Source organism: Clostridium celatum DSM 1785 (assembly GCF_000320405.1).
Lineage (GTDB): Bacteria > Bacillota > Clostridia > Clostridiales > Clostridiaceae > Clostridium > Clostridium celatum.
On the sequence record NZ_KB291681.1, the window covers coordinates 1 to 22,933 of the forward strand.

At 28.3% G+C, this 22,933-nt stretch carries 21 protein-coding genes, 1 riboswitch and 1 other annotated feature; of the genes, 15 read left to right on the top strand and 6 right to left on the bottom strand.

Features of this window, described 5'->3' with window-relative positions; translation table 11 throughout:
- Positions 1-33 precede the first annotated feature (33 nt).
- On the bottom strand, positions 34-744 hold the full coding sequence (dapD, locus tag HMPREF0216_RS12570; protein ID WP_005214844.1) for a 2,3,4,5-tetrahydropyridine-2,6-dicarboxylate N-acetyltransferase: 711 nt from the start codon (positions 742-744) through the stop codon (positions 34-36).
- 234 nt (positions 745-978) lie between these two features.
- On the opposite strand from dapD, the gene HMPREF0216_RS12575 reads away from it, so the two are divergent.
- The 6 genes from HMPREF0216_RS12575 to HMPREF0216_RS12600 all read left to right on the top strand — a co-directional run bounded on the left by HMPREF0216_RS12575 (position 979) and on the right by HMPREF0216_RS12600 (position 8,137).
- Positions 979-2,112, top strand: coding sequence for a pyridoxal phosphate-dependent aminotransferase (locus tag HMPREF0216_RS12575; protein ID WP_005214846.1), 1,134 nt, complete (start codon positions 979-981; stop codon positions 2,110-2,112).
- A gap of 367 nt (positions 2,113-2,479) precedes the next feature.
- Positions 2,480-3,403 (top strand): ABC transporter permease, encoded by a 924-nt coding sequence (locus HMPREF0216_RS12580; protein ID WP_005214848.1) that lies wholly within the window; start codon positions 2,480-2,482, stop codon positions 3,401-3,403.
- Positions 3,404-3,418: 15 nt separating this feature from the next.
- A complete protein-coding gene (locus HMPREF0216_RS12585) occupies positions 3,419-4,375 on the top strand; it encodes an ABC transporter permease (RefSeq protein ID WP_005214849.1) in 957 nt (318 codons plus the stop codon).
- A 12-nt stretch (positions 4,376-4,387) separates the two neighbouring features.
- Positions 4,388-5,401: an ABC transporter ATP-binding protein gene (locus HMPREF0216_RS12590; RefSeq protein WP_005214851.1), complete on the top strand. Its 1,014-nt coding sequence runs from the start codon at positions 4,388-4,390 to the stop codon at positions 5,399-5,401.
- Positions 5,394-6,368 (top strand): ABC transporter ATP-binding protein, encoded by a 975-nt coding sequence (locus HMPREF0216_RS12595; RefSeq protein ID WP_005214853.1) that lies wholly within the window; start codon positions 5,394-5,396, stop codon positions 6,366-6,368. The genes HMPREF0216_RS12590 and HMPREF0216_RS12595 overlap by 8 nt, the downstream gene beginning before the upstream one ends.
- A gap of 62 nt (positions 6,369-6,430) precedes the next feature.
- Complete coding sequence (locus HMPREF0216_RS12600) at positions 6,431-8,137, top strand: peptide ABC transporter substrate-binding protein (protein ID WP_005214856.1); 1,707 nt, start codon at positions 6,431-6,433, stop codon at positions 8,135-8,137.
- 41 nt (positions 8,138-8,178) lie between these two features.
- Here the strand turns inward: HMPREF0216_RS12600 and HMPREF0216_RS17395 are convergent, their stop codons facing one another.
- The 4 genes from HMPREF0216_RS17395 to HMPREF0216_RS12615 form a co-directional block, all read right to left on the bottom strand.
- Positions 8,179-8,343 (bottom strand): hypothetical protein, encoded by a 165-nt coding sequence (locus tag HMPREF0216_RS17395; protein ID WP_005214858.1) that lies wholly within the window; start codon positions 8,341-8,343, stop codon positions 8,179-8,181.
- 418 nt (positions 8,344-8,761) lie between these two features.
- Positions 8,762-9,514 carry a 4-hydroxy-tetrahydrodipicolinate reductase gene (gene dapB / locus HMPREF0216_RS12605; RefSeq protein WP_005214860.1) on the bottom strand — a complete coding sequence of 251 codons (753 nt, stop codon included), beginning with the start codon at positions 9,512-9,514 and terminating at the stop codon, positions 8,762-8,764.
- A gap of 11 nt (positions 9,515-9,525) precedes the next feature.
- The gene (gene dapA, locus HMPREF0216_RS12610) at positions 9,526-10,401 is read right to left on the bottom strand and encodes a 4-hydroxy-tetrahydrodipicolinate synthase (protein WP_005214862.1); all 876 of its coding nucleotides are present in this window, start codon (positions 10,399-10,401) and stop codon (positions 9,526-9,528) included.
- 18 nt (positions 10,402-10,419) lie between these two features.
- The gene (locus HMPREF0216_RS12615) at positions 10,420-11,409 is read right to left on the bottom strand and encodes an aspartate-semialdehyde dehydrogenase (protein ID WP_005214863.1); all 990 of its coding nucleotides are present in this window, start codon (positions 11,407-11,409) and stop codon (positions 10,420-10,422) included.
- 96 nt (positions 11,410-11,505) lie between these two features.
- Positions 11,506-11,678, bottom strand: a riboswitch (Lysine riboswitch).
- A 175-nt stretch (positions 11,679-11,853) separates the two neighbouring features.
- Between HMPREF0216_RS12615 and HMPREF0216_RS12620 the strand changes: the two genes are divergently transcribed.
- The 3 genes from HMPREF0216_RS12620 (at position 11,854) to hslO (ending at position 13,865) form a co-directional block, all read left to right on the top strand.
- The gene (locus HMPREF0216_RS12620) at positions 11,854-12,105 is read left to right on the top strand and encodes an alpha/beta-type small acid-soluble spore protein (RefSeq protein WP_005214867.1); all 252 of its coding nucleotides are present in this window, start codon (positions 11,854-11,856) and stop codon (positions 12,103-12,105) included.
- A 119-nt stretch (positions 12,106-12,224) separates the two neighbouring features.
- On the top strand, positions 12,225-12,977 hold the full coding sequence (locus tag HMPREF0216_RS12625; RefSeq protein ID WP_005214870.1) for a class I SAM-dependent DNA methyltransferase: 753 nt from the start codon (positions 12,225-12,227) through the stop codon (positions 12,975-12,977).
- Positions 12,978-12,980: 3 nt separating this feature from the next.
- On the top strand, positions 12,981-13,865 hold the full coding sequence (gene hslO / locus HMPREF0216_RS12630; RefSeq protein ID WP_005214871.1) for an Hsp33 family molecular chaperone HslO: 885 nt from the start codon (positions 12,981-12,983) through the stop codon (positions 13,863-13,865).
- Positions 13,866-14,078: 213 nt separating this feature from the next.
- On the opposite strand, the gene HMPREF0216_RS12635 is transcribed toward hslO, so the two are convergent.
- Positions 14,079-14,780 carry a DUF6873 family GME fold protein gene (locus HMPREF0216_RS12635; RefSeq protein ID WP_005214872.1) on the bottom strand — a complete coding sequence of 234 codons (702 nt, stop codon included), beginning with the start codon at positions 14,778-14,780 and terminating at the stop codon, positions 14,079-14,081.
- Between the two features lie 287 nt (positions 14,781-15,067).
- Between HMPREF0216_RS12635 and ytxC the strand changes: the two genes are divergently transcribed.
- The 6 genes from ytxC (at position 15,068) to pheT (ending at position 22,855) form a co-directional block, all read left to right on the top strand.
- Complete coding sequence (ytxC, locus tag HMPREF0216_RS12640; RefSeq protein WP_005214874.1) at positions 15,068-15,958, top strand: putative sporulation protein YtxC; 891 nt, start codon at positions 15,068-15,070, stop codon at positions 15,956-15,958.
- Positions 15,959-16,184: 226 nt separating this feature from the next.
- Positions 16,185-17,531 carry a TrkH family potassium uptake protein gene (locus HMPREF0216_RS12645; RefSeq protein WP_005214879.1) on the top strand — a complete coding sequence of 449 codons (1,347 nt, stop codon included), beginning with the start codon at positions 16,185-16,187 and terminating at the stop codon, positions 17,529-17,531.
- A gap of 10 nt (positions 17,532-17,541) precedes the next feature.
- On the top strand, positions 17,542-18,213 hold the full coding sequence (locus HMPREF0216_RS12650; protein ID WP_005214881.1) for a potassium channel family protein: 672 nt from the start codon (positions 17,542-17,544) through the stop codon (positions 18,211-18,213).
- A gap of 11 nt (positions 18,214-18,224) precedes the next feature.
- Complete coding sequence (locus HMPREF0216_RS12655) at positions 18,225-19,013, top strand: TrmH family RNA methyltransferase (protein WP_005214890.1); 789 nt, start codon at positions 18,225-18,227, stop codon at positions 19,011-19,013.
- 54 nt (positions 19,014-19,067) lie between these two features.
- Positions 19,068-19,304 (top strand) — a binding site (T-box leader).
- 135 nt (positions 19,305-19,439) lie between these two features.
- Positions 19,440-20,459 carry a phenylalanine--tRNA ligase subunit alpha gene (gene pheS, locus HMPREF0216_RS12660; protein WP_005214892.1) on the top strand — a complete coding sequence of 340 codons (1,020 nt, stop codon included), beginning with the start codon at positions 19,440-19,442 and terminating at the stop codon, positions 20,457-20,459.
- A 17-nt stretch (positions 20,460-20,476) separates the two neighbouring features.
- The gene (gene pheT / locus HMPREF0216_RS12665; RefSeq protein WP_005214893.1) at positions 20,477-22,855 is read left to right on the top strand and encodes a phenylalanine--tRNA ligase subunit beta; all 2,379 of its coding nucleotides are present in this window, start codon (positions 20,477-20,479) and stop codon (positions 22,853-22,855) included.
- Positions 22,856-22,933: the final 78 nt, after the last annotated feature.

The window sequence follows — 22,933 nt, forward strand, 5'->3', positions numbered from 1 at the left end:
CTATGCATTTTGCATAGCCTATTATTTTTATATTTATTTTCTTAAGTCTGCTAAAATTTGAGTTTTATTTTTTGTTTTATCATCTACGTATTTAACAATTTTTGCAGGGGTTCCTGCCACTACAACTCCTGCTGGTACATCTTCTACAACTACAGAACCAGCAGCTACAACAGATCCCTTACCTATTTTAACCCCTTCTAATATAACAGCGTTAGCACCAATCATTGCATCATCTTCTATATAACAAGGATCTTTACTAGGTGGTTCTAATACTCCAGCAACAACAGCTCCAGCACCAAGATGAACTCTATTACCAAGTTTTCCACGTGCCCCTACTACTGCATTCATATCAACCATTGTACCTTCACCAATTTCAGCACCGATATTAATAACTGCCCCCATCATAATTACTGCATTTTTCTTAATGGTGACTTTATCTCTAATAATTGCACCAGGTTCAATTCTAGCATCAATTGATAAAAAGTCTAGCATAGGTATAGCAGAATTTCTTCTATCTGTTTCTACTCTAAAAGATTTAATCTTGTGCTTATTGTTTATAATAAGCTCAGTAATTATATCTGATTCACCAAATAGTATGTAGAAGTTATTTGAACCATACAATTCTATATTTTCATCAGAAATATCGCTTAAGTCTCCATTTACATATACCTTTACAGGTGTTGATTTCTTAGATTCTTTAATAAATCTAGCAATTTCATATGGGTCTGTTAAATTATAATTCATAAAATCATCCTTTCTGCATTATGCCCCAGTTTTTTTTACAGACAATTTTATTATAATAGAAAAAAATAAGATATAAAAGAGAAAACAGGAAAAAGATAGAAAAAACTTTACCTTTTTATTTCAATAATATAAAATTAATACAATGAATAAATAAAAAATATGTTTAAAAAGTATTAATATATAGTTAAATATTATTATATATCAAGAATTTTAATATATAAGGGGGCGAAACAAATGAATAGAAATTTAAGTAATGTTCAAATTTCAGGAATAAGAAAATTTTATAATGAAGTTCAAAAAGTAGATGGGGCTATTTCATTAACATTAGGACAACCAGATTTTAAATTACCAATGGCAATAGAAAATGGGTTAAAAAAGGCAATAGAAAATAATAAGACTACATACACTAGTAATGCTGGGATACTAGAATTAAGACAAGAGATTTGTAAATATTTAAATAAGTTAAATATTGTGTACAAGGAAGATAATATTTGTATTACAGTAGGTGGAAGTGAAGCATTATTTAGTATATTTACAGCATTAATTAATAATAAGGATAAGGTTTTAATTCCTACTCCTGCATATCCAGCTTATGAGAGTATAGTTACAATTTTAGGCGGGGAGGTTGTAAATTATTCTTTAGATAATAATTTTAAAATTAATACAAATGAAATAGAGAAAAAAATTAAGGAAGAGAGAATAAAGTATTTAGTATTATCTTTACCATCTAATCCTACTGGTGCAATTTTATCTAGAAGTGAAAGAGACCAATTAATTAAAATTATAAGAGAAAATGATATTATTGTTATAACAGATGAAATTTATGAAGCATTATGTTATGAGGAATATTACAGTATAGCACAAGAAAATGAAATTTTAGATAAAATTATATATGTTAGTGGGTTTTCTAAAATGTTTTCTATGACTGGATTAAGATTAGGGTATTTTGCATGTTCATATAATCTTATGAATGAAATTATGAAAATACATCAATATAATGTTTCATGTGCACCATCAATTTGTCAATATGCAGTATATGAAGGGTTAAAGTATGGTTTAAAAGAAGTTTATTATATGAAGGATATATTTAGAAAAAGAAGAGATTTAGTTGTAAATAAGCTTAAAGAAATGCAATTTGAAGTAGTAGAACCTAAAGGAGCATTTTATGTATTTCCAAGTATTAAAAAGTTTAATATGACATCTGAAGAATTTGCAACAAGGCTATTGCATGAAGAAAAGGTTGCATGTGTGCCAGGTAGTGCTTTTGGAATTGGTGGAGAGGGATATATAAGAATATCTTATTGTTACTCTGATGAAGAGTTAAATATGGCATTAGATAAAATTAATACATTTATAAAAAAGATATAAAAGTGATAAAAATAGTATTATATTCAATGGATATAATACTATTTTTTATTGAGTGTTCGTACAGAATAGTATAAAAAGGTATTAATGTACGTGAAAGAGTAATATATTTATATAAAAATTATTAAAAAAATATTTTTATAAACATTGATATTTAAAGTTTAAAATAAGTAAATATCTAGGTTTAAGCGTTTTCTTAATAGTTACACATTTCCATATTATTAAAAAAAAGGAATAATATTAAGAGTTTATCAAAAGTATAAAGAAATAATTGATAAACTTTATTGACAATATTTGGAAAATATATATAATAATATATAAATACAATTGAATAAATATGGGAAATAAATATAAAAGGGGGGGCGTTTAAATGATAAAGTATATTGGGAAAAGAATATTATCTAGTTTAGTAACTATTTGGGTAGTAGTTACTTTAACATTCTTTTTAATTAGATTAATGCCTGGAGGTCCTTTTGATGGTGATAAAATTACACCTCAAATAAAAGCAAATCTTGAAGCTAAATATGGATTGGACAAACCTTTGGGCGAGCAATATTTAATGTATATTACTAATTTATTAAAAGGTGATTTAGGAGAATCTATGCAATTTAGAGGAAGGCAAGTTTCTAATACAATAAAAGTATCTTTTCCTAAATCTGCAAAAGTTGGAGGTATAGCAGTTATTTTTTCAGTAACTATAGGTGTATTACTAGGGATAATATCTGCATTAAATGCAAACAAATGGCCAGATAGACTTTGTATGTTTATTGCAACTTTAGGAATAACAATTCCGAGTTTTGTAATTAGTGCTTTGCTTATATATGTTTTTGCTAGTCATTTAAAATTATTACCGACCACAGGACTTGATGGATGGAAAAGTTATATAATGCCGGTAATTGCGCTTGCAGGAAGTTCTACTGCTTTCATAACAAGATTAACAAGAAGTAAGCTTATGGATGTTTTAAAATCTGATTATATAAGAACTGCAAAAGCAAAAGGATTAAGTAATAAAGTTGTTATATTTAAACATGCATTAAAAAATTCAATGATTCCAGTAGTAACGTATTTAGGACCTTTAGTTGCTGGTATATTAACAGGTTCATTTGTAGTAGAAAAGATTTTTAATATTCCTGGATTAGGTAAAGAATTTGTTTCAACTATACCAAATAGAGATTATTCAGCTTTACTTGGAGTAGTGGTATTTTATGCAATACTTATAGTTACATGCAATTTAATTGTTGATTTAATATATGTACTTATAGATCCAAGAATTAAGCTAGATGAGATTAAGTGATAAGGGGGAGAAAATATGGAGTCAAAAATTAAAGAAGATTTTGAATTTGCGGAAGAGTTATTTGCTCCTTTAAATGAAGAAGAAAGAAAGCTTGAAACAATAGTAAGACCAAGTGTGGGATATTGGAAAGATGCTTGGAGAAGGTTGAAGGCAAATAAAGTTGCACTTATATCTTTAATAATAATTTTATTAGTTATTTTATTAGCAATAATAGTACCTATAGTATCTCCATATGGTTATGCAGAAACAAATCATAAATTAAATAATCAAGGCCCAACGCTTCAGCATATTTTTGGTACAGATGCAATTGGAAGAGATATATTTGTTAGAGTAATGTATGGAGCTAGATACTCACTTATAATTGGGTTTTCAGCAGCAGCGATAAATTTAGTTGTTGGAGTTTTATATGGGGGTATTGCTGGATTTGTAGGTGGAAAAGTAGATAATATAATGATGAGAATAGTTGATGTTCTATATTCAATTCCTACAATGATTTATGTGGTATTAATAATGGTTGCTTTTAGAGCTGCTGGAATTGGTTCAAGTGGAGTTGGAACTATAGTTTTAGCACTTTCTATTTCTTATTGGGTAGGAATGGCAAGAATAGTTAGAGGAGATATACTTCAATTAAAACAACAAGAATTTGTCCTTGCAGCTAGAACTTTAGGGGCATCTAAAAAAAGAATACTAATAAGACATTTAATACCAAATTGTATGGGATCAATAATAGTAACATTGACATTATTTGTTCCATCAGCAATATTTACAGAAGCCTTTTTAAGCTATTTAGGTTTAGGGATTAATGCGCCATTAGCATCACTTGGAACACTTTGTAATGATGCAATGAATTCTATTTATAGATATCCGTATCAATTGTTTTTTCCAGCACTTATGATTTGTATAATAATTTTATCATTTAATTTATTAGGTGATGGATTAACAGAAGCATTAGATCCAAAACATCAAAGATAGGAGGAAAATATAATGAGCAAATTATTAGAAGTTAATAACTTAAAAACCTCCTTTCAAACTCATATTGGAGATGTTCAAGCTGTAAGGGGAATATCCTTTTATTTAGAAAAAGGTGAAGCCCTTGGAGTTGTTGGAGAATCAGGCTGTGGAAAGTCTGTAAGTATGATGTCTATAATGAGATTGTTGGGAAAAAACGCTAAAATAACTGCTGATTTAATTTCATTTGATAATAAAGATATTACTAATATGACTGAAAAGGAAATGCAAAATATTAGAGGTAATGATTTAGCTATGATATTTCAAGATCCGATGACATCATTAAATCCTTTGTATACAGTAGGTAATCAATTAACAGAACATCTAATTAAACATAAAAAAATATCAAAAAAAGAAGCAAATGCACTTGCAATAAAAATGCTTGATTTAGTTGGAATACCAAGTCCTGAAAAAAGAATGAAGCAATATCCTCATGAATTTTCAGGCGGAATGAGGCAAAGGGCTATGATTGCAATGAGTCTTATATGTGAACCAAAACTTATAATTGCAGATGAGCCAACAACAGCCTTAGATGTAACAATACAAGCACAAATATTAGATTTAATGAAAGATTTAAAAAGTAAATTAAATACATCTATTATACTTATAACTCATGATTTAGGGGTAGTTGCAGATCTTTGTACAAGAATTAATGTAATGTATGGTGGAATAATTGTTGAAGAAGGAAGCGATGAGGATATATTTTATAGAAGTAAACATCCATATACATGGGGGCTTTTAAATAGTGTGCCTAACCCTAAGCAAGAAATTAAAGAAAAGTTAGTTCCTATAGAAGGGCAACCACCTGATTTATTAAAACCACCTGAAGGATGCCCATTTGTGGCTAGGTGTAATTATGCAATGAAAGTTTGTCTTAAAAATCAACCGCCATTATTTGATTTAGGTGAAGGTCATAAATCAGCATGTTGGCTTTGTCATAAAAATGCACCAAAAGTTGAAAAAATACTAGGAGGAACGTTTAATGGCTGAAAAAGAAGTGTTATTAGAAGTGAAAAATCTATGTAAATATTTTGAAGTTAAAAAAGGATTATTTTCACGTGAAAGCTATGTCAAGGCAGTTGATGATGTTTCTTTTACAATTAATGAAGGAGAAACATTAGGATTAGTAGGTGAATCTGGCTGTGGTAAAACTACAACTGGAAGAACTGTATTAAATCTTTATAAAGCAACTAAGGGTAATATTATATTTGATGGAATAGATATCACAAATTTTAATGATAAGCAGATGTTACCTTTTAGAAGACAAATGCAAATGATATTTCAAGATCCATATGCATCTTTAAATCCACGAATGACCGTCGGAGATATAATTGGAGAGTCTATAGATATACATGACTTATATAAAGGTAAAGAAAGAGATGATAGAATTAGGTTTCTTTTAGATAAAGTTGGACTTAATGGATCTCATATAAATAGATATGCACATGAATTTTCAGGTGGGCAAAGGCAACGTATTGGTATAGCAAGAGCATTGGCTGTAGAACCTAAATTTATAGTTTGTGATGAGCCCATATCAGCTTTAGATGTATCTATACAGGCTCAAGTTATTAATATGCTTGAAGAATTACAAGAAGAGTTTAAATTGACATATTTGTTTATAGCGCACGATTTATCTATGGTTAAACATATATCTACTCATATAGGTGTTATGTATTTAGGAAAATTAGTTGAAAAAGGAACAAGTACAGAAGTTTATTCAAATCCAATGCACCCATATACTCAAGCACTTTTATCTTCAGTACCAATTCCAGATCCAAGAATTGCAAAAGTAAATAAAAGAATTATATTAGAAGGTGATATACCATCACCTATAGATCCGCCACCAGGGTGTAGATTTAAAGGAAGGTGCAGATATGCTAAAGCTATTTGTGGCCAAGAAGAACCCAAAATGAAGGAATTAGAAAAGGGTCATTTTGTTGCATGTCATTTATTTTAAAATAAGATAATAATTTGCTAAAGCAAGTTATATATATTTATATAATAAAAGGGGGATAAACAATGAAAACAGGCAAAATAAAAAAGCTATGTGCATTAGCACTAGCATTGGCATTAGGAGTTACTTCTCTTGTTGGCTGTGGTTCTAATGAGACTGGGGATAGTAGTACTGAAACAGAAAATAACCAAACATCATCTACAACTGAAACTACGGAAAGTGAACAGGAATTAGTTTATAATTTAGGGGCAGAAACTAAAACAATTGATCCAGCTCTAAATAATGCAGTAGATGGTTCAATAATAATTGCAAATGCATTTGAAGGGTTAATGAAACTAGATGAAAATCAAAAAGCAATTCCTGGAATTGCAGAAAGTTATGATGTAAGTGAAGACAATTTAGTATATACTTTCCATTTAAGATCAGATGCTAAATGGTCAGATGGTGAGCAAGTTAAAGCTGGAGACTTTGAGTATGCATGGAAGAGAGTGTTGAACCCAGATACAGCAGCAGATTATGCTTTCCAATTATATTATTTAGTTGGAGCAGAAGAGTATAATACTGGTTCAGGATCTGTTGATGAGGTTGGTGTTAAGGCTTTAGATGATGAAACATTAGAAGTTACACTAAAGAATCCAACTACTTATTTTTTAGAATTAACAGCATTTCCAACATTAATGCCTGTTAGGGAAGATATAGTTTCAGCTAATCCAGATGCTTGGACACAAGAGCCAGAATTATATGTTTCAAATGGTCCTTTTACTTTAAAAGAATATAATATGAAGGATTCATATGTATTTGTTAAAAATGAAAATTATTATGGAAAAGATAATGTTAAATTAGATACTTTAAAGTTTAGAATGATTGAAGATGAAGTTTCAGCTTATGCATCAGTTAAAAATGGTGAAGTTGATATGTCAGAAAATCTACCAACAGCTGAGATACAACCAGGGCAAGAAGAAGGATATGTAGAAATTTATCCTTACCTTGGGACTTATTTCTATGCTATTAATGTAAATAATAATACTGATAAATTACCTGAAGATGTACAAAAGGCATTAAGTGATAAGAGAGTTAGACAGGCACTATCATTAGCAATAGATAGAACAACAATAGTTGAAAATGTTACTATGGGTGGACAAATTCCAGCATATAGCTATGTTCCAGAAGGAATCCCAGGCGGTGAAGAAGGAACAGAGTTTGCAGATAAGAAATACTGGGATGTTGATGATATGGATGGAAATATTGAAAAAGCTAAAGCCTTATTAGAAGAGGCTGGATATCCAAATGGTGAAGGATTACCAACATTTGAATTACTATATAATACAAATGAAGGTAATAAGCTTATTGCTGAAAGTATACAACAAATGTGGGCTGCTATTGGTGTAAATGTAGAACTTGCTAATCAAGAGTGGGCAGTATTCCAAGATTCAAGAAAGAATGGTAATTTCCAAATTGCTAGACATGGATGGATTGGAGATTATGTTGATCCAATGACATTCTTAGACATGTGGATGACTGGATTAGGTAATAATGATCCGAAGTTCTCAAATGAAGAGTATGATTCATTAATTACACAAGCTATGGCTGAAACAGATTCAGTAAAAAGATCTGAAATTTTAAGACAAGCAGAAGATATATTAATGGATGAAATGCCAATAATACCTATTTATTATTATACTCAAGTAAAGGCTGTAAATCCAAAGGTTAAAGGTGTTGTTGTATCACCATTAGGTCAAGTTTACTTTGAAAATGCTTATATAGAAGAATAAATTAAATAGAAGGACTATATCAAAAGATATAGTCCTTCTATTTAATTTCCTGCTGGATTATAATGTTCACTTGAAACACCTTGTGGTTTAACTGATTTATGTTTAGCATTAGGATTATGATTATGTCCCTCTTCAGTTATTGGTGTTTGATAATTACACTTTTCCATTCTAGCTTGTTTATTATCTGGTTGACTGTCTTTTGGCATAGATTTACCTCCTAATATATGACTATTCAAAATATAGTATGTACAATCTTGTATGGATTTATCCAAAATTAAATATGTTTATATTGTATAGCCAATAATATGAACAATAAAGTATATAATTATTTAGGAGAGAAGCTAAAAAAAATTAAAAATATAAATAAAAAGTATGGAATAAGCTTATAAAGAAATGTTAAGAACATATGTTCAGAGTGCGTATTTTTAGCATTTTATTATTAAATTATTAATAATGCTATTATAAAGATATAAATAAATTAAATAAAAGTTAAATTTAATAATAAATTTATTTTTTTAGATATATTCTTTTAAATTATAACTGCTTATTAAAATAAAAGTGAGATTATATATTTATACAATCTCACTTTTAAATTTAGATATTCTAATTTTAAGGGATCAATGCTTAAAGCCCTAATACATCTTCCATATTATATAGGCCAGCAGTAGTAATATTAGACATATATTCACAAGCTTTTAATGATCCAATTGCAAAAACATCTCTTGATATAGCTTTATGAGATAATTCTATTACTTCACCAGTACCAGCAAATATGACATCATGATCACCTACAATTGATCCACCTCTTATAGCATGAATTCCAATTTCATTTTTTTCTCTTTTCTTTTGTCCATGACGTCCATTTATATAATTAGTTTCTTCTTTAATAGAATCACGGATACTATCTGCTAATAATAAGGCGGTACCACTAGGAGCATCTACTTTTTGATTATGATGTTTTTCTATTATTTCTATATCATAATTACCATACAATAAAGGAGTAATTTTTTTTAGCAAAGAATTAATAAGATTAACACCTAGAGACATATTAGCAGATTTAAATATAGGAAGAGTAGTACTAGCATCTTTTATATAATTCAAATCTTTATCAGTATATCCAGTAGAACATAACACAATAGGTTTTTGGGTTAACTTTGTTAATTCTATTAAATCGTATAATGCATCAGAACGAGAAAAATCTAGTAAAACATCATATTCAATATCTACATCTAATGGGTTTTTAAAAACAGGAATTCCTATTTCTTTAGGAAATTTATCTATACCTGCTTCTATTTTTAAATTTGGAAATTCATTTATAACATTTCTTATCACAGTACCCATTTTTCCACAACAACCGCTTAAAAGTATTTTAACCATAACTAACTCCCTTATATCAAATTATATTTTTTTAATGTGTTTATTAATATTTCTTTATTAGAATCATTCATTTTATATAATGGTAATCTCAAATTTCCTACATCTTTCCCTATTATATTAAGAGCTGTTTTAATAGGAATAGGATTTGTTTCTATAAATAAATCATTTATTAGTTGAAGATAATTTAATTGTAAAGTAGTTGCTTTTTCAGTATCTCCATTTAAATATGAAGACACCATATCATGAATTACTTTAGGAATTATATTAGCAGCTACAGAAATTACACCAATACCTCCAAGTGATAATAAAGGAACAATTTGATCATCATTACCTGAATATATATCTATATCCGGACAAATAGATTTCATTTTAGCAATTTGACTAAAGTTTCCACTAGCTTCTTTAATTGCAATGACATTTTTTAATTTACTTAATTTTAATAGCATGTTTGGCGTAATATTCATATTAGTTCTACTTGGAACGTTATATAGAATAATAGGAGTATTAACAACATCATTTACTTCCTTAAAATGCATAAATAATCCTTCGTCATTGGTTTTATTATAATAAGGAGTTATTAATAATAAACCATCAACACCAACAGATTCAGCATACTTACTCATTGTAATAGCTGATAGTGTATTATTGCCACCAGTACCAGCGATTACAGGAATTCTTTTATTAACTACATCTACAGTAAATTTAATAGTTTCTTTTTTTTCACTTTCTGTCATTGTAGTAGCTTCACCAGTAGTCCCACAAATTACTATTGCATCTGTACCTTCTTTAATATGCCATTCTAATAATTCTTTTAATTTATCAAAATCTACACCACTTTTAGTAAATGGTGTAATTATAGCTACACCAGAACCTGTAAAAATAGACATAATATATCCTCCTAAAAATTATTTGTTATTAATTAGATATTCAGCAATTTGAACTGCATTTAGTGCAGCACCTTTTCTTATGTTATCAGCGACAACCCAAAGGTTTAAACCATTATCAACACTAAAATCACGTCTTATTCTTCCTACATAGACATCATCTTTTCCATTTACATCAAGTGCCGTAGGATATTTTAATTCTTTAGTATTATCATATACAGTTAACCCCTTAGTTTCTTCAAAAAGTGTTATAATATCTTCAATATTAAAGGATTTTTCAAGTTCAACATTTATACTTTCACTATGACTATTTAAAACAGGTACTCTTACAGTAGTTGCTGTTATTTTTAAATTAGGTGAATGAAGTATTTTTCTTGTTTCTTCAATCATTTTCATTTCTTCTTTGGTATAACCATTATCTAAGAAGACATCAATATGAGGAAGACAGTTACCTGCTATTGGATAAGGAAATTTTTTTGGTGAAATACCTTTTAAACCATCTTCTAAATCTTTTATACCTTGCATACCAGCACCAGAAACTGCTTGATAAGTCGAATATACTATTCTTTTAATTCCATAATTGTCAATTAGAACTTTAAGTGGTACCATAGCTTGAATTGTTGAGCAATTTGGATTAGCTATTATTCCTTTATGCAATTTTAAATCTTCAGGATTTACTTCAGGAACAACCAGTGGCACTTCTTTATTCATTCTCCAGGCACTAGAGTTATCAATTACAATAGCACCATAAGATGCAAAGATAGGAGCATATTTTAAACTTGTATCTCCACCAGCGGAAAATAAAGCAAAATCGATTTTTTTATTTTTTATATTATCTTCACATGTTTCTTCAACTAAATAATCTTGTCCTTTAAAAGGTAAATATGAACCATGAGATCTTTTTGATGCAAAAAGATAAAGATTTTCAATAGGAAAGTTTCTTTCTTCTAATATTTCTAAAAATTTTCTACCTACATTTCCTGTAGCCCCAACTATTGCTATATTATACATTGTATAGCAACCCCCTTTGTTAAATTTAATACTTTTATATAAAAAAATACCTTGAGCATAGCACTCAAGGTATAATTTAACTTAATAAAAATTTCCTTAAATGATAGCTCATCACATAATAATGTGACAGAAATATGCATATTATACATACTTCCAGCTATATAACATTAAAGCTTTTGTTATATGCTTCGGCGATAAATCCTTTCATACTAATTTAACATGCTTAAATCCTTAGTAGTACTCTTAAGTACCGCACCTCTATCTAAATATTATTTAATTATCTAAATTATACCTTTTATGCATTAAATTATCAAGGTAAAAAATAGAAAAAACGTATCTGATTTATTATATGAAATATTTAGTGCTTTGAAACAAATAATATGATGAATAAATAGATATTTATAGGAGAAAATATTAAATATAAAATTTATAGGGGGAAATATAATGAGTAAAACACCACTAAAGAAAATAATAAAATCAAAAATTAAAACAAATAAACAATTAAATGAACAAGAATTGCTTAGAGAGAAAATTAAATATGAAATAGCTGAAGAATTAGGATTAAGAGATAAAGTTGATGAGTATGGATGGGGTGGGTTAACAGCAGAAGAAACAGGACGAATAGGAGGAATAATGACACGTAGAAAAAAAGAATTAAAGCTTCCTACAAATGATCAAATTCTAGGAAGAAAATAATGGATTGACTAAAGTCTCAATTACATAGTAATATAAATGTTAGAAATTTATATATCGATGTTATTTTGTGTCGAATAGTTAATTAAATTTGAATTAAAAATACTGTAAGGGGGGATATCATGGCTTATGGAGAATTTGCTAAAATTTATGATGAATTAATAAACGAAGATATTAATTATGATAGTATGGTAGAGCGAATATTAGAAATTTGTAATTTAAATAATGTAAATTTTGAAGATTATCTTGATATTGCTTGTGGTACAGGAAATGTTACTGTAAGAATAGCAAAGCATTTTAAAAATATATATGGTGTAGATTTGTCAGAAGATATGTTAAATGAAGCTTTTGATAAATTAAAAAGCAATAAAATAAGAGGCAAAATAATTTGTCAGGATATGACTAGTTTAAGTTTAAATAAAAAATTTGATTTAATTACCTCTGTTTTAGATTCTACAAATTATATAACAGATGTAGAGGGATTAAAAAATTATTTTTGTGGAGTACATGAGCATTTAAAAGATAATGGATTATTTATTTTTGATATAAATTCATATTATAAGTTATCAGAAATTTTAGGTAATAATATCTATACATATAGTGAAGAAGAAGTTTTCTATACATGGGAAAATTCCTTTGAAGAAGAGATATTATCTATGTTCTTAACTTTCTTTGTTAAATGTGGGGATCTTTATGAAAGATTTGAAGAGGAACACTTTGAAAGAGCATACAAAGAGCAAGAAATAGAACACTATTTAAATGAAGCAAATTTAGAAGTTATAAATAAATTTGAAGGTTATACAAAAAATGATGTACAAGCAAATAGTGAAAGAATTGTATATGTAGTAAAAAAGAAAATGTTAATGGAGGATTAATTAATGAGCGATAAAATTATTAGAGCAGTGGCTAAGGATGGAATGGTAAGAATAATAGCTGGGACAACAACAGAGTTAGTAGATACAGCTAGATCTATACATGAATGTACACCGGTTGCAGCAGCTGCACTAGGAAGAATGTTAACTGCAGGAGCGCTACTTGGAGCAACATTAAAGTCTGAAAATGAAGTTATGACTTTAAGAATAAATGGTGGCGGAGATGCTGAAGGTGTAGTAGTTACAGCTTATGAAGGTGCAAAGGTAAAAGGATATATAGGAAATCCATATGGTGATTTACCACTTAATGCAAATGGTAAACTTGATGTTGGTGGATATACAGGTAAAAATGGTAACTTAATGGTTATAAAAGATCTAGGACTGAAGGATCCATATGTAGGTCAAGTTCCAATACATTCAGGAGAAGTAGCAGAAGATTTAGCTTATTATTTTACAGTTTCAGAACAAACTCCATCAGCAGTATCACTTGGAGTTTTAGTAGATACTGATTATTCAATAAAAGTTGCAGGTGGATTTATAATTCAAATGTTACCAGGTGCAGATGAGTTTTTAGCAGATATCATAACATATAGATTGGAAGAAATACCATCTTTAACAACAATGTTGAATGAAGGGAAAACAATGGATGATATCTTAGATTATATCTTTGGAGATATGGATCTTAAAATATTAGAAGAAATGAAACCAGAATTTAGCTGTAATTGTTCAAGAGAAAAGGTAGAAAAGGCTTTAATATCTATTGGGGAAAAAGATTTAAAAGAAATATATGAAGAAGGAAAAAATGAAGAGTTAAAATGCCATTTCTGCAATAAGACTTATGTTTTTACATCTGAGGAAATTGGTGAAATGTTAAGCCAAATGAACAAATAAATTATAATAATAAAAAGGAAGTTTTAATAAAAAAACTTCCTTTTTATTATTATATAGGTGTATAAGTTAAAATTAAATAAAAGTTTGATGAATTAATAGAGAATATAAAATAAAAAAATGTAATAAAAAAGTTTATAATTTTTATCATAAAAAGCACATAAAGCTTAAATACTTAATCAACAATCAAAGTCGCAGAACGTATTATATAAGAGGTTATAAAACAAATAAACTTCCTCTATCTACTAGCTTTCCATCATTTAGATAAATAGGTTTTACATCATACTTGTAAAGAAATTTTTTAATTTCTTCACCAAAGGAGTAGTGCTCTAATGAACCAAAGAAGGCCATAGTATTATCGTTGATCATTCCACCTACACCACCTATAAATCCATAGTTTAAGCCTGGTAAAATTATATCGCCAAAAGGTAAATATAAAATTTCAAAATCCTCAGATAATAAAGTCTTATATATACCATTATCATTAGTTATAATTACATTTTCTCTAATAGGAAGTATAGAACATTTGCTATAACCTTGTTTTATATTTATTAATTTTTTATCCCTTGAATGATTTAATATAATCTCATCGGTAAATTTTAAATTGTGGACAAGATAATTTTCAGTAATGTAGGCGTTAAGGGAAATATTATTAGGATATTTATGTGATAGTCTAGACGAAGCTTCTATAAAATTTATATTTTTTTCAGTTAGAATATCTTTAAAATTTTGAGGAAGATTTTTATTTATTATAATTTCCTTTTTAGATTTATTTAATATATTTAATTGAATATCAACATGACCATCAATAGCTGAATAAAGATTGTGATCTTTTGGAATCTTTATTATATCAAAATTTAAATTTTTTAAAGACAGTAATTCTTCATCACTTATTCTGTAATCAACAAAACAAATCATTTTTATCTCCTTAAGTAAGTTTCTAAATCTTCGATTTAGTCAAACGAACTTACACCTATGAACGAATGTGAATAGGTGTTTCATATGTACGTTTCTAAATCTTTGATTTAGTTAGACAAGCTTATACTTGTGAGTAAATTTCAATAGGTATTTCATTATTAATACCTTAAATATAAGATAAATAAATTTTATTAAAAAATCAATATACAAATTTTTTAATACATATAAATTTTAAGTATATAGATAATTTTTTAATACATACTAATATTAAGAAAGGAGTGAAATCCATGCTAGTTATGAAATTAGTGCATAATAATGACTTAGACTTAGTCAAGGAACTACAAGAACTTAGGGAAATATTAAAGAAAAAAGATATTACTATTGGTCTTGTAGAAAGTGGTGAAGGTAGTACACATTTGATTAAAATTATGTGCAATGAAGAATGTTATAATGAAAAAGTAAAGAAAATGATATATTTATATATAAGTAATATACTTTATAATGTAGTTATAGAACAATATAGAAAAAAAGAACTATTTAATTTTTTAACTGATACATTTTTCTTTTTGAAGCAAGAGGAAATAATTGAAGTAGAAGAAAAAATAATGAATGTTTTAAAAGGAGACGAAAGTGTAAAAGAAGAAAATATTGTTTTCTGTATGAATAAAATTAATGAAATAATTGAAAAAATAAAAACATGTTTAGAAGAAAATGATGAAATTAATATAAAGGGTTTTATAACCTTTAGAATGAAAGAATTACGGGAAGATATAGAAGATATAATTGATAAAGTGGTAGAAGAGTATATGGTTGAAAAAGAGTATAAAGAATTTGTTAAACTACTAAAGTATTTTGTTGATATACAAGAAAGTAAAATTTATAAAATAAATATTTATATTACAGATAATGGTGGATATTTATTGAAAGATGAATATGGAAATGATATATTCAGTGAATTTATAAAAGAGCTTTCTGAATGTAAGATAGATTCAGAGGCTAAAATAGAAGATATAATAATTAGTGGTTTAATTACTAATGCACCCAAACAAGTTGTAATTCATAATAAGGATAAATGCTTAAACCCAGAATTTATAGAAACTATAGTAAATGTATTTGGAGATAGAGTATTTTATTGTGCAGGATGTGAAAAATGCATGCCTTCAAAAATAAAAATATAGTTTATATATTAATGCGACTTTTGTCGCATTTTTTTATATATTATATATATATTTAAGATATAATTTAAGTGAATAATAACAAATACTACAAATTATTATTAATATAAAAATAGTGAATATCTATGAAAAACTAGACAAAGATGGTAAAATACATGGTGAACTTTATAATATTTTTTTATAAATGGAGTAAAATAATAAATATGTGTAAAAATGTGGAGGTGAAAAATTGAATTGGAATTTTAGAAAAAATATTAAATTAAAAGGAGTACAAATATTAGCTTTAGGATTTATAGCAGTAATATTAATAGGGAGTATAATATTATCATTACCAATTAGTTCATCTAGTGGAGAAAGCACTAATTTTTTAGATGCATTATTTACTGCAACTTCAGCAGTATGTGTAACTGGGTTAGTAACAGTAGACACAGGTACGCATTGGAATGTTTTAGGCCAAACAGTAATAATGTTATTAATTGAAGTTGGTGGATTAGGATTTATGTCCTTTACTACATTAATTGCTATTTTATTAGGTAAAAAAATTACCTTAAGAGAAAGACTTATACTGCAAGATGCTATGAATACATTTAATATTCAAGGATTAGTTAGAATGGTTAAATACGTTCTAATGTTTACAGTATCTGTTCAATTCTTTGGAGCGTTATTATTTTCAACGCAATTTATACCACAGTATGGTTTAAGTAAAGGGATGTTTTATAGTGTATTCCACTCAATATCTGCATTTTGTAATGCTGGATTTGATATTTTTGGCAACTATAGCAGTTTAACGGGATATAATTCTAATATTGTTGTTATTATAGTAGCTTCTGCATTAATAATAATTGGAGGCCTAGGATTTACAGTTTGGAGTGAATTATATAATTCTAAGAGCTTAAGAAGAATATCACTTCATTCAAAAATGGTAATACTAGTGACTACAATATTAGTATTTGGAGGAGCTGCATTAATGTTTGTATTTGAACATAAAAATCCAAATACTATTGCAAATATGTCTTTTATTGATAAAGTTATGAATTCATTTTTTGCATCAGTTACTCCAAGAACAGCAGGATTTAATAGTATACCTATTGATGGAATGACCACTGCAGGTATATTTTTGACAATAATTTTAATGTTTATAGGTGGATCACCTGGTTCAACGGCAGGTGGAATTAAAACAACAACAATAGGTGTTTTGTTTATTACTGTAATTTGTGTTATCAAGGGTAGAGAGGATACCGAAGTATTTAATAGGAGATTTTCAAAAGATCTAGTATATAGAGCATTTACATTATTTTTCTTAGGTGCAGGACTTGTAATTACAGCAACTATGTTATTATCATATACAGAAAAAGGTGCTAGTTTTATATCACTTATTTTTGAAACAGCATCAGCTTTTGGTACAGCTGGATTAAGTATGGGATTAACTTCAGAGCTTAGCAATATAGGGAAGGTATTAATAATGATACTTATGTATTTAGGAAGAGTTGGTCCATTAACAGTAGTATTATCTTTAACAAAAAAGAGAGTTAACAGTGGAGTTAAATATCCAGAAGGAAAAATTTTAATAGGTTAGGGGAAGTAAAATGGCAAATAATAAACAATTTGTAGTTATAGGATTAGGAAGATTTGGTGAATCAGTAGCTAAGACATTATATTCATTGGGACATGATGTATTAGCTATAGATATGGATGAAGATTCAGTACAAGAGATTTCAGACTCTGTAACACATGCAGTTCAAATGGATGCAACTGATGAATCAGCACTAAGAACACTTGGACTTAGAAACTTCGATGTTGCAGTTGTTACTATTGGTTCTAACATACAAGCCAGTGTAATGATAACTTTATTAGTTAAAGAACTTGGGGTAAAATATATTATTGCAAAAGGTCAAAGTGACTTACATGCAAAAGTATTATATAAAATAGGTGCTGATAGAGTTGTTTTACCAGAGAAGGATATGGGAGTAAGAGTTGCACATAATTTAGTGTCAGCTAGTATACTTGATTTTATAGAGCTTTCACCGGACTATAGTATAATGGAACTTAGAGTTTTAGATGAATGGGATGGAAAAACTTTAAATCAATTGAAATTAAGAAGTAGATATGGTATAACCATTATGGCTATTAAAAAGGGAGAAAGTATAAATATTTCACCTAATGCAGATGATGTAATATCAAATAAAGATATAATTGTAGCAATTGGCTCTACAGAAGATTTGGCAAATTTAGAAGATATGTTGGTTAAACAAAAGTAAGAGGTGTAGATTTGATTTTAATCGAAAGTAAAGAAAATACATTATTTAAATATACAAAAAAATTAAAAGAAAGAAAGTATAGAACTAAAGAAAATAAATATATAATTGAAGGATTTAGATTAGTTCAAGAAGCATTTAAAGCAAAGTGTAATATTGAATATTTAATAGTAAATGAAAATGGAAAAGATAAATTAAATGATTATTTAAATGAATATATGGATAATATTAAAATATATGAAATGAAAAATGAGCTGTTTATACAATTAGTTGCTACTGAAAATACACAAGGGATTATTGCAGTGGTAAATATAAATAATTCTATAGATGATATAAAAGGTGATTTTTATTTATTATGTGATAAAGTTCAAGATCCAGGTAACTTAGGGACTATAATAAGAACTGCTCATGCAGCTGGTGTAAGTGGAATTATTTTAACTAAAGGGACAGTAGATATATATAATGATAAGACTATACGATCTACTATGGGATCAATATTTTATACTCCAATTATTTACGATAATGATTTAAGCTTTTTAAATAAATTAAAAAGTAACGATTTTAGTTTAGTAGCAACATCATTAGAGGAATCTAAAAACTTTTTTGATGAAGACTTAAGTGGGAAAATAATATTATCTGTTGGAAATGAAGGAAATGGAATAAGTGATGAAATTTTCTCATTAGCAGATAAGAAGGTGAAGATTCCTATGCCAGGTGGTGCAGAATCATTAAATGTTGGGGTAGCAACTTCGATTATTTTATTTGAAAAAGTTAGACAAAGTCTTTGTAAAAACAAAATTTAAACAAAGTATTGAAAAAAATGTTGGATATTTGTATAATTAGTTGTAAATGAATATTTAAAGACAATGAATGAGAAAGTAGATATAATGAAGTGTACAGGGAGAAAAGACCTTAGACTGTAAGTCTTTTTACAGGAATTTATATTGAAGTTCCCTCAGGAGTCCTAGCTGTGAAATAATAGTAGTGGTTAGCGGGTAAAGCCGTTATTTAAATTAAGATGGATATTAAAGTTAGTATAATTTTATATTAACTAATATCAATTAGGGTGGTAACGCGGATATTCCGTCCCTTTGTGGGACTGAGTATCCTTTTTTTATGGGAAATTTTATAAGAATATACAATTGTTTATGAATAATTAATATAACAAATATTTTTAATAAGATAAAACCCCATTAAAATTTTATTAAAGTAAGAAGGGAGAACCAAAAATGCAAGAAAAATTATTAGCAATAAAAGAAGCTGCTTTTAATGAAATATCTACTGCAGAAAACAGTACTACATTAGAAGAAATAAGAGTAAAATACCTTGGTAAAAAAGGTGAACTTACTACAATATTAAGAGGAATGGGTTCATTAACTCCAGAAGAAAGACCAGTAGTTGGTAAGTTAGTTAATGAAGCTAAAAATGAAGTCGAAGCAAAATTAGAGGAAGCTGTTACTAAAATAAAGGAAAAAGAAAAAAATGCTAAACTTGCTAGTGAAGTTATAGATATATCTCTTCCAGGTAAAAAGCAAGTTATAGGTAAGAGACACCCACTTGATTTAACATTAGAAAGAATGAAGGAAATATTTATATCAATGGGATTTAGTATAGAAGATGGTCCAGAAGTTGAACTTGATCATTATAACTTTGAAGCTTTAAATATTCCAAAGGATCATCCAGCAAGAAGTGAGCAAGATACTTTCTATATTAATGATAATATAGTTTTAAGAACTCAAACTTCTCCAATTCAAATTAGAACAATGGAGAGTCAAGAACCGCCAATAAAGATGATATCTCCAGGTAAGGTTTATAGATCAGATGCTGTAGATGCAACACATTCACCAATATTCTATCAAATGGAAGGTTTAGTAATTGATAAAGGAGTTACTTTTGCAGACTTAAAAGGAACTTTAGAATTATTTGCTAAAAAGATGTTTGGAGATAAGGTTGTAACTAAGTTTAGACCTCACCATTTCCCATTTACTGAACCATCAGCTGAAATGGATGCAACTTGTTTTGTATGTGAAGGAAAAGGATGTAGAGTTTGTAAAGGAAGCGGATGGATTGAAATCTTAGGTTGTGGAATGGTTCATCCGAATGTTTTAAGAAACTGTGGAATTGATCCAGAAGTTTACAGCGGATTTGCTTTTGGTTTTGGTGTAGATAGAATGGTTATGCTTAAGTACGGTATTGATGATATAAGAGCATTATATGAAAGTGATATGAGATTTTTAAATCAATTTTAATTAGGAGGTAAAGTAAGATGAAAGTACCATATAATTGGCTAAAGGACTACGCTGAAATTAACGTAGATCCACATACATTAGGAGATAAATTAACTCTTTCAGGATCAGCTTTAGAAGAGGTTATTATACAAGGTGATAATATAAAAAATGTTGTTACTGGTAAAATTACAAAAATAGAAAAGCACCCAGATGCAGATAGATTAAATGTTTGTCAAGTTAATATAGGTGCAGATGAAGAAATTCAAATAGTTACAGCTGCAACTAATATGAAAGAGCAAGATATAGTACCAGTTGCTCTTCATAAGTCAATTTTAGCTGATGGAACTGAAATTAAGAAAGGTAAAATGAGAGGTGTAGTATCTAACGGTATGTTCTGTTCTGAAGAAGAGCTTGGAATTGCTGGAGATGAGCCAGTACACGGATTAATGATTTTACCAGAAGATGCTCCACTAGGAATGGATATTAAAGAATACTTAGGATTAAATAAGGCTATATTAGATTTTGAAATAACTTCAAATAGACCGGATTGCTTAAGTATAGTTGGTATGGCTAGGGAAGCAGCTGCGACTTTAAGAACATCTTATAAAATGCCAAACTTTAATTATGAAGCTAAATGTTCTTCTAATATTAACGATGAATTAAAAGTTGAAGTTAATGATGAGTTATGTAGAAGATATATGGCTAAAGGTGTTAAGAATGTTAAAGTTGAACCGTCACCAAGTTGGATGCAAGAAAGACTTTTAGAAGCAGGGGTTAGACCTATAAATAATATAGTTGATATTACTAACTTTGTAATGTTAGAGCTAGGGCAACCAATGCATGCATTTGATGCAAGACAAATAGAAAGTAAGACTATTGTTGTTGAAAGAGCTTTAGATGGCGAAAAATTCACAACTTTAGATGAAATAGAAAGAGAATTAGATTCAAGCATATTAATGATTAAAGATGGTTCTAAATCAGTTGCAGTAGCAGGAATTATGGGTGGACTAAATTCAGAAATTCAAGATGATACTACAGAAGTAATATTTGAGTCTGCAAACTTTGAAGGAACTAACATAAGAGTTAGCTCTAAAAAGTTAAACTTAAGATCAGAAAGTTCTTCAAGATTTGATAAAGATATAGATCCAAACTTAGCAAAACTTGCAATAGACAGAGCTTGTGCTTTAATTTGTGAATTAGGGTGCGGTGAAGTTATGGAAGGAACTATCGATGTTTATAATGCTGTAAAAGAAGAAGGTTCTATAACTGTAGATTCTAATTGGATAAATAAATTCTTAGGAACTGAAATTTCTAAAGAGGAAATGAAGAGTGCTTTAGATTCATTAGATTTAAAAGCAGAATTACAAGGGGACGATTTAGTTATAACTATTCCAACATTTAGAATAGATATTGCTATAAAAGAAGATATTGCAGAAGAAGTTGCAAGAATTTATGGATATGATAAAATTCCTACAACTATATTTAAGGTTTCAACTGAAAGAGAACCAAAACACAAGAATGAATTATTAAATGATAAAGTAATAGAAGTAATGGTTGGTAGCGGTATTAATCAATCTATTAGTTATTCATTTGTATCGCCTAAGGTGTTTGATAAAGTTAATATACCTGCTGATAGCGAACTAAGAAATGTAGTTAAAATAAAAAATCCATTAGGTGAAGATTACAGCGTTATGAGAACAACTACTTTACCTTCAATTATGGAATCTTTAGGAAGAAACTATTCAAGAAATAATGACTATGTAAGATTATTTGAAATTGGAAGAGTTTACATTCCGAATGAAGATGAAACTAAATTACCTACAGAAAAGAATATTTTAACTATCGGTATTTATGGAGATTGTGATTATTTAGATCTTAAAGGTATAGTTGAAAATGTAATTGATGGATTAGGAATAGCTAAAGCTAAGTATGTTAGAGAAAGTGAAAACCCAAGTTATCATCCAGGAAAAACAGCTGCTCTTATGGTAAGAAATAAGAAGGTAGGTGTATTTGGGGAAATTCATCCTGATGTAACTGAAAATTATGGAATAGACGTTGATTGTTATGTTGCAGAACTTGATTTAGATGCTTTATTTGAAGCTTCAAGTACAACAAAGACATATAAGCCACTTCCAAAATTCCCAGCAGTTACTAGAGATATAGCTTTATTATGTGATGATTCTATATTAGTTGCTGAAATAGAAGAAACTATAAGAAAAGCCGGTGGAAATTTAGTAGAAAAAGTTCAATTATTTGATATATACAAAGGTGCACAAATACCAGAAGGAAAGAAATCTATAGCTTATGCAATAGCGTATAGAGATGAAAAGAAAACTTTAGAAGATAAAGATATTGCCAAAGTTCACGATAAGATATTAAAAGCTTTAGAGCATAAACTAGGTGCAGTTTTAAGATAATTAAAGCTAAATAAAATTAGAGCCTAATATGATATATTTATATCATATTAGGCTCTTGTTAATAATTATATTTAAACA

Bases quoted from the DNA above. Each gene is read 5' to 3' on its own strand.
- HMPREF0216_RS12590 (WP_005214851.1), top strand. From the start codon at position 4,388: ATGAGCAAATTATTAGAAGTTAATAACTTAAAAACCTCCTTTCAAACT.
- HMPREF0216_RS12580 (WP_005214848.1), top strand. From the start codon at position 2,480: ATGATAAAGTATATTGGGAAAAGAATATTATCTAGTTTAGTAACTATT.
- dapB (WP_005214860.1), bottom strand. From the start codon at position 9,514: ATGGTTAAAATACTTTTAAGCGGTTGTTGTGGAAAAATGGGTACTGTG.
- HMPREF0216_RS12625 (WP_005214870.1), top strand. From the start codon at position 12,225: ATGGCTTATGGAGAATTTGCTAAAATTTATGATGAATTAATAAACGAA.
- HMPREF0216_RS12595 (WP_005214853.1), top strand. From the start codon at position 5,394: ATGGCTGAAAAAGAAGTGTTATTAGAAGTGAAAAATCTATGTAAATAT.
- hslO (WP_005214871.1), top strand. From the start codon at position 12,981: ATGAGCGATAAAATTATTAGAGCAGTGGCTAAGGATGGAATGGTAAGA.
- ytxC (WP_005214874.1), top strand. From the start codon at position 15,068: ATGCTAGTTATGAAATTAGTGCATAATAATGACTTAGACTTAGTCAAG.
- pheS (WP_005214892.1), top strand. From the start codon at position 19,440: ATGCAAGAAAAATTATTAGCAATAAAAGAAGCTGCTTTTAATGAAATA.
- dapD (WP_005214844.1), bottom strand. From the start codon at position 744: ATGAATTATAATTTAACAGACCCATATGAAATTGCTAGATTTATTAAA.
- HMPREF0216_RS12635 (WP_005214872.1), bottom strand. From the start codon at position 14,780: ATGATTTGTTTTGTTGATTACAGAATAAGTGATGAAGAATTACTGTCT.
- dapA (WP_005214862.1), bottom strand. From the start codon at position 10,401: ATGTCTATTTTTACAGGTTCTGGTGTAGCTATAATTACACCATTTACT.
- HMPREF0216_RS12585 (WP_005214849.1), top strand. From the start codon at position 3,419: ATGGAGTCAAAAATTAAAGAAGATTTTGAATTTGCGGAAGAGTTATTT.
- HMPREF0216_RS17395 (WP_005214858.1), bottom strand. From the start codon at position 8,343: ATGCCAAAAGACAGTCAACCAGATAATAAACAAGCTAGAATGGAAAAG.
- HMPREF0216_RS12575 (WP_005214846.1), top strand. From the start codon at position 979: ATGAATAGAAATTTAAGTAATGTTCAAATTTCAGGAATAAGAAAATTT.
- HMPREF0216_RS12620 (WP_005214867.1), top strand. From the start codon at position 11,854: ATGAGTAAAACACCACTAAAGAAAATAATAAAATCAAAAATTAAAACA.
- HMPREF0216_RS12650 (WP_005214881.1), top strand. From the start codon at position 17,542: ATGGCAAATAATAAACAATTTGTAGTTATAGGATTAGGAAGATTTGGT.
- HMPREF0216_RS12600 (WP_005214856.1), top strand. From the start codon at position 6,431: ATGAAAACAGGCAAAATAAAAAAGCTATGTGCATTAGCACTAGCATTG.
- HMPREF0216_RS12615 (WP_005214863.1), bottom strand. From the start codon at position 11,409: ATGTATAATATAGCAATAGTTGGGGCTACAGGAAATGTAGGTAGAAAA.
- pheT (WP_005214893.1), top strand. From the start codon at position 20,477: ATGAAAGTACCATATAATTGGCTAAAGGACTACGCTGAAATTAACGTA.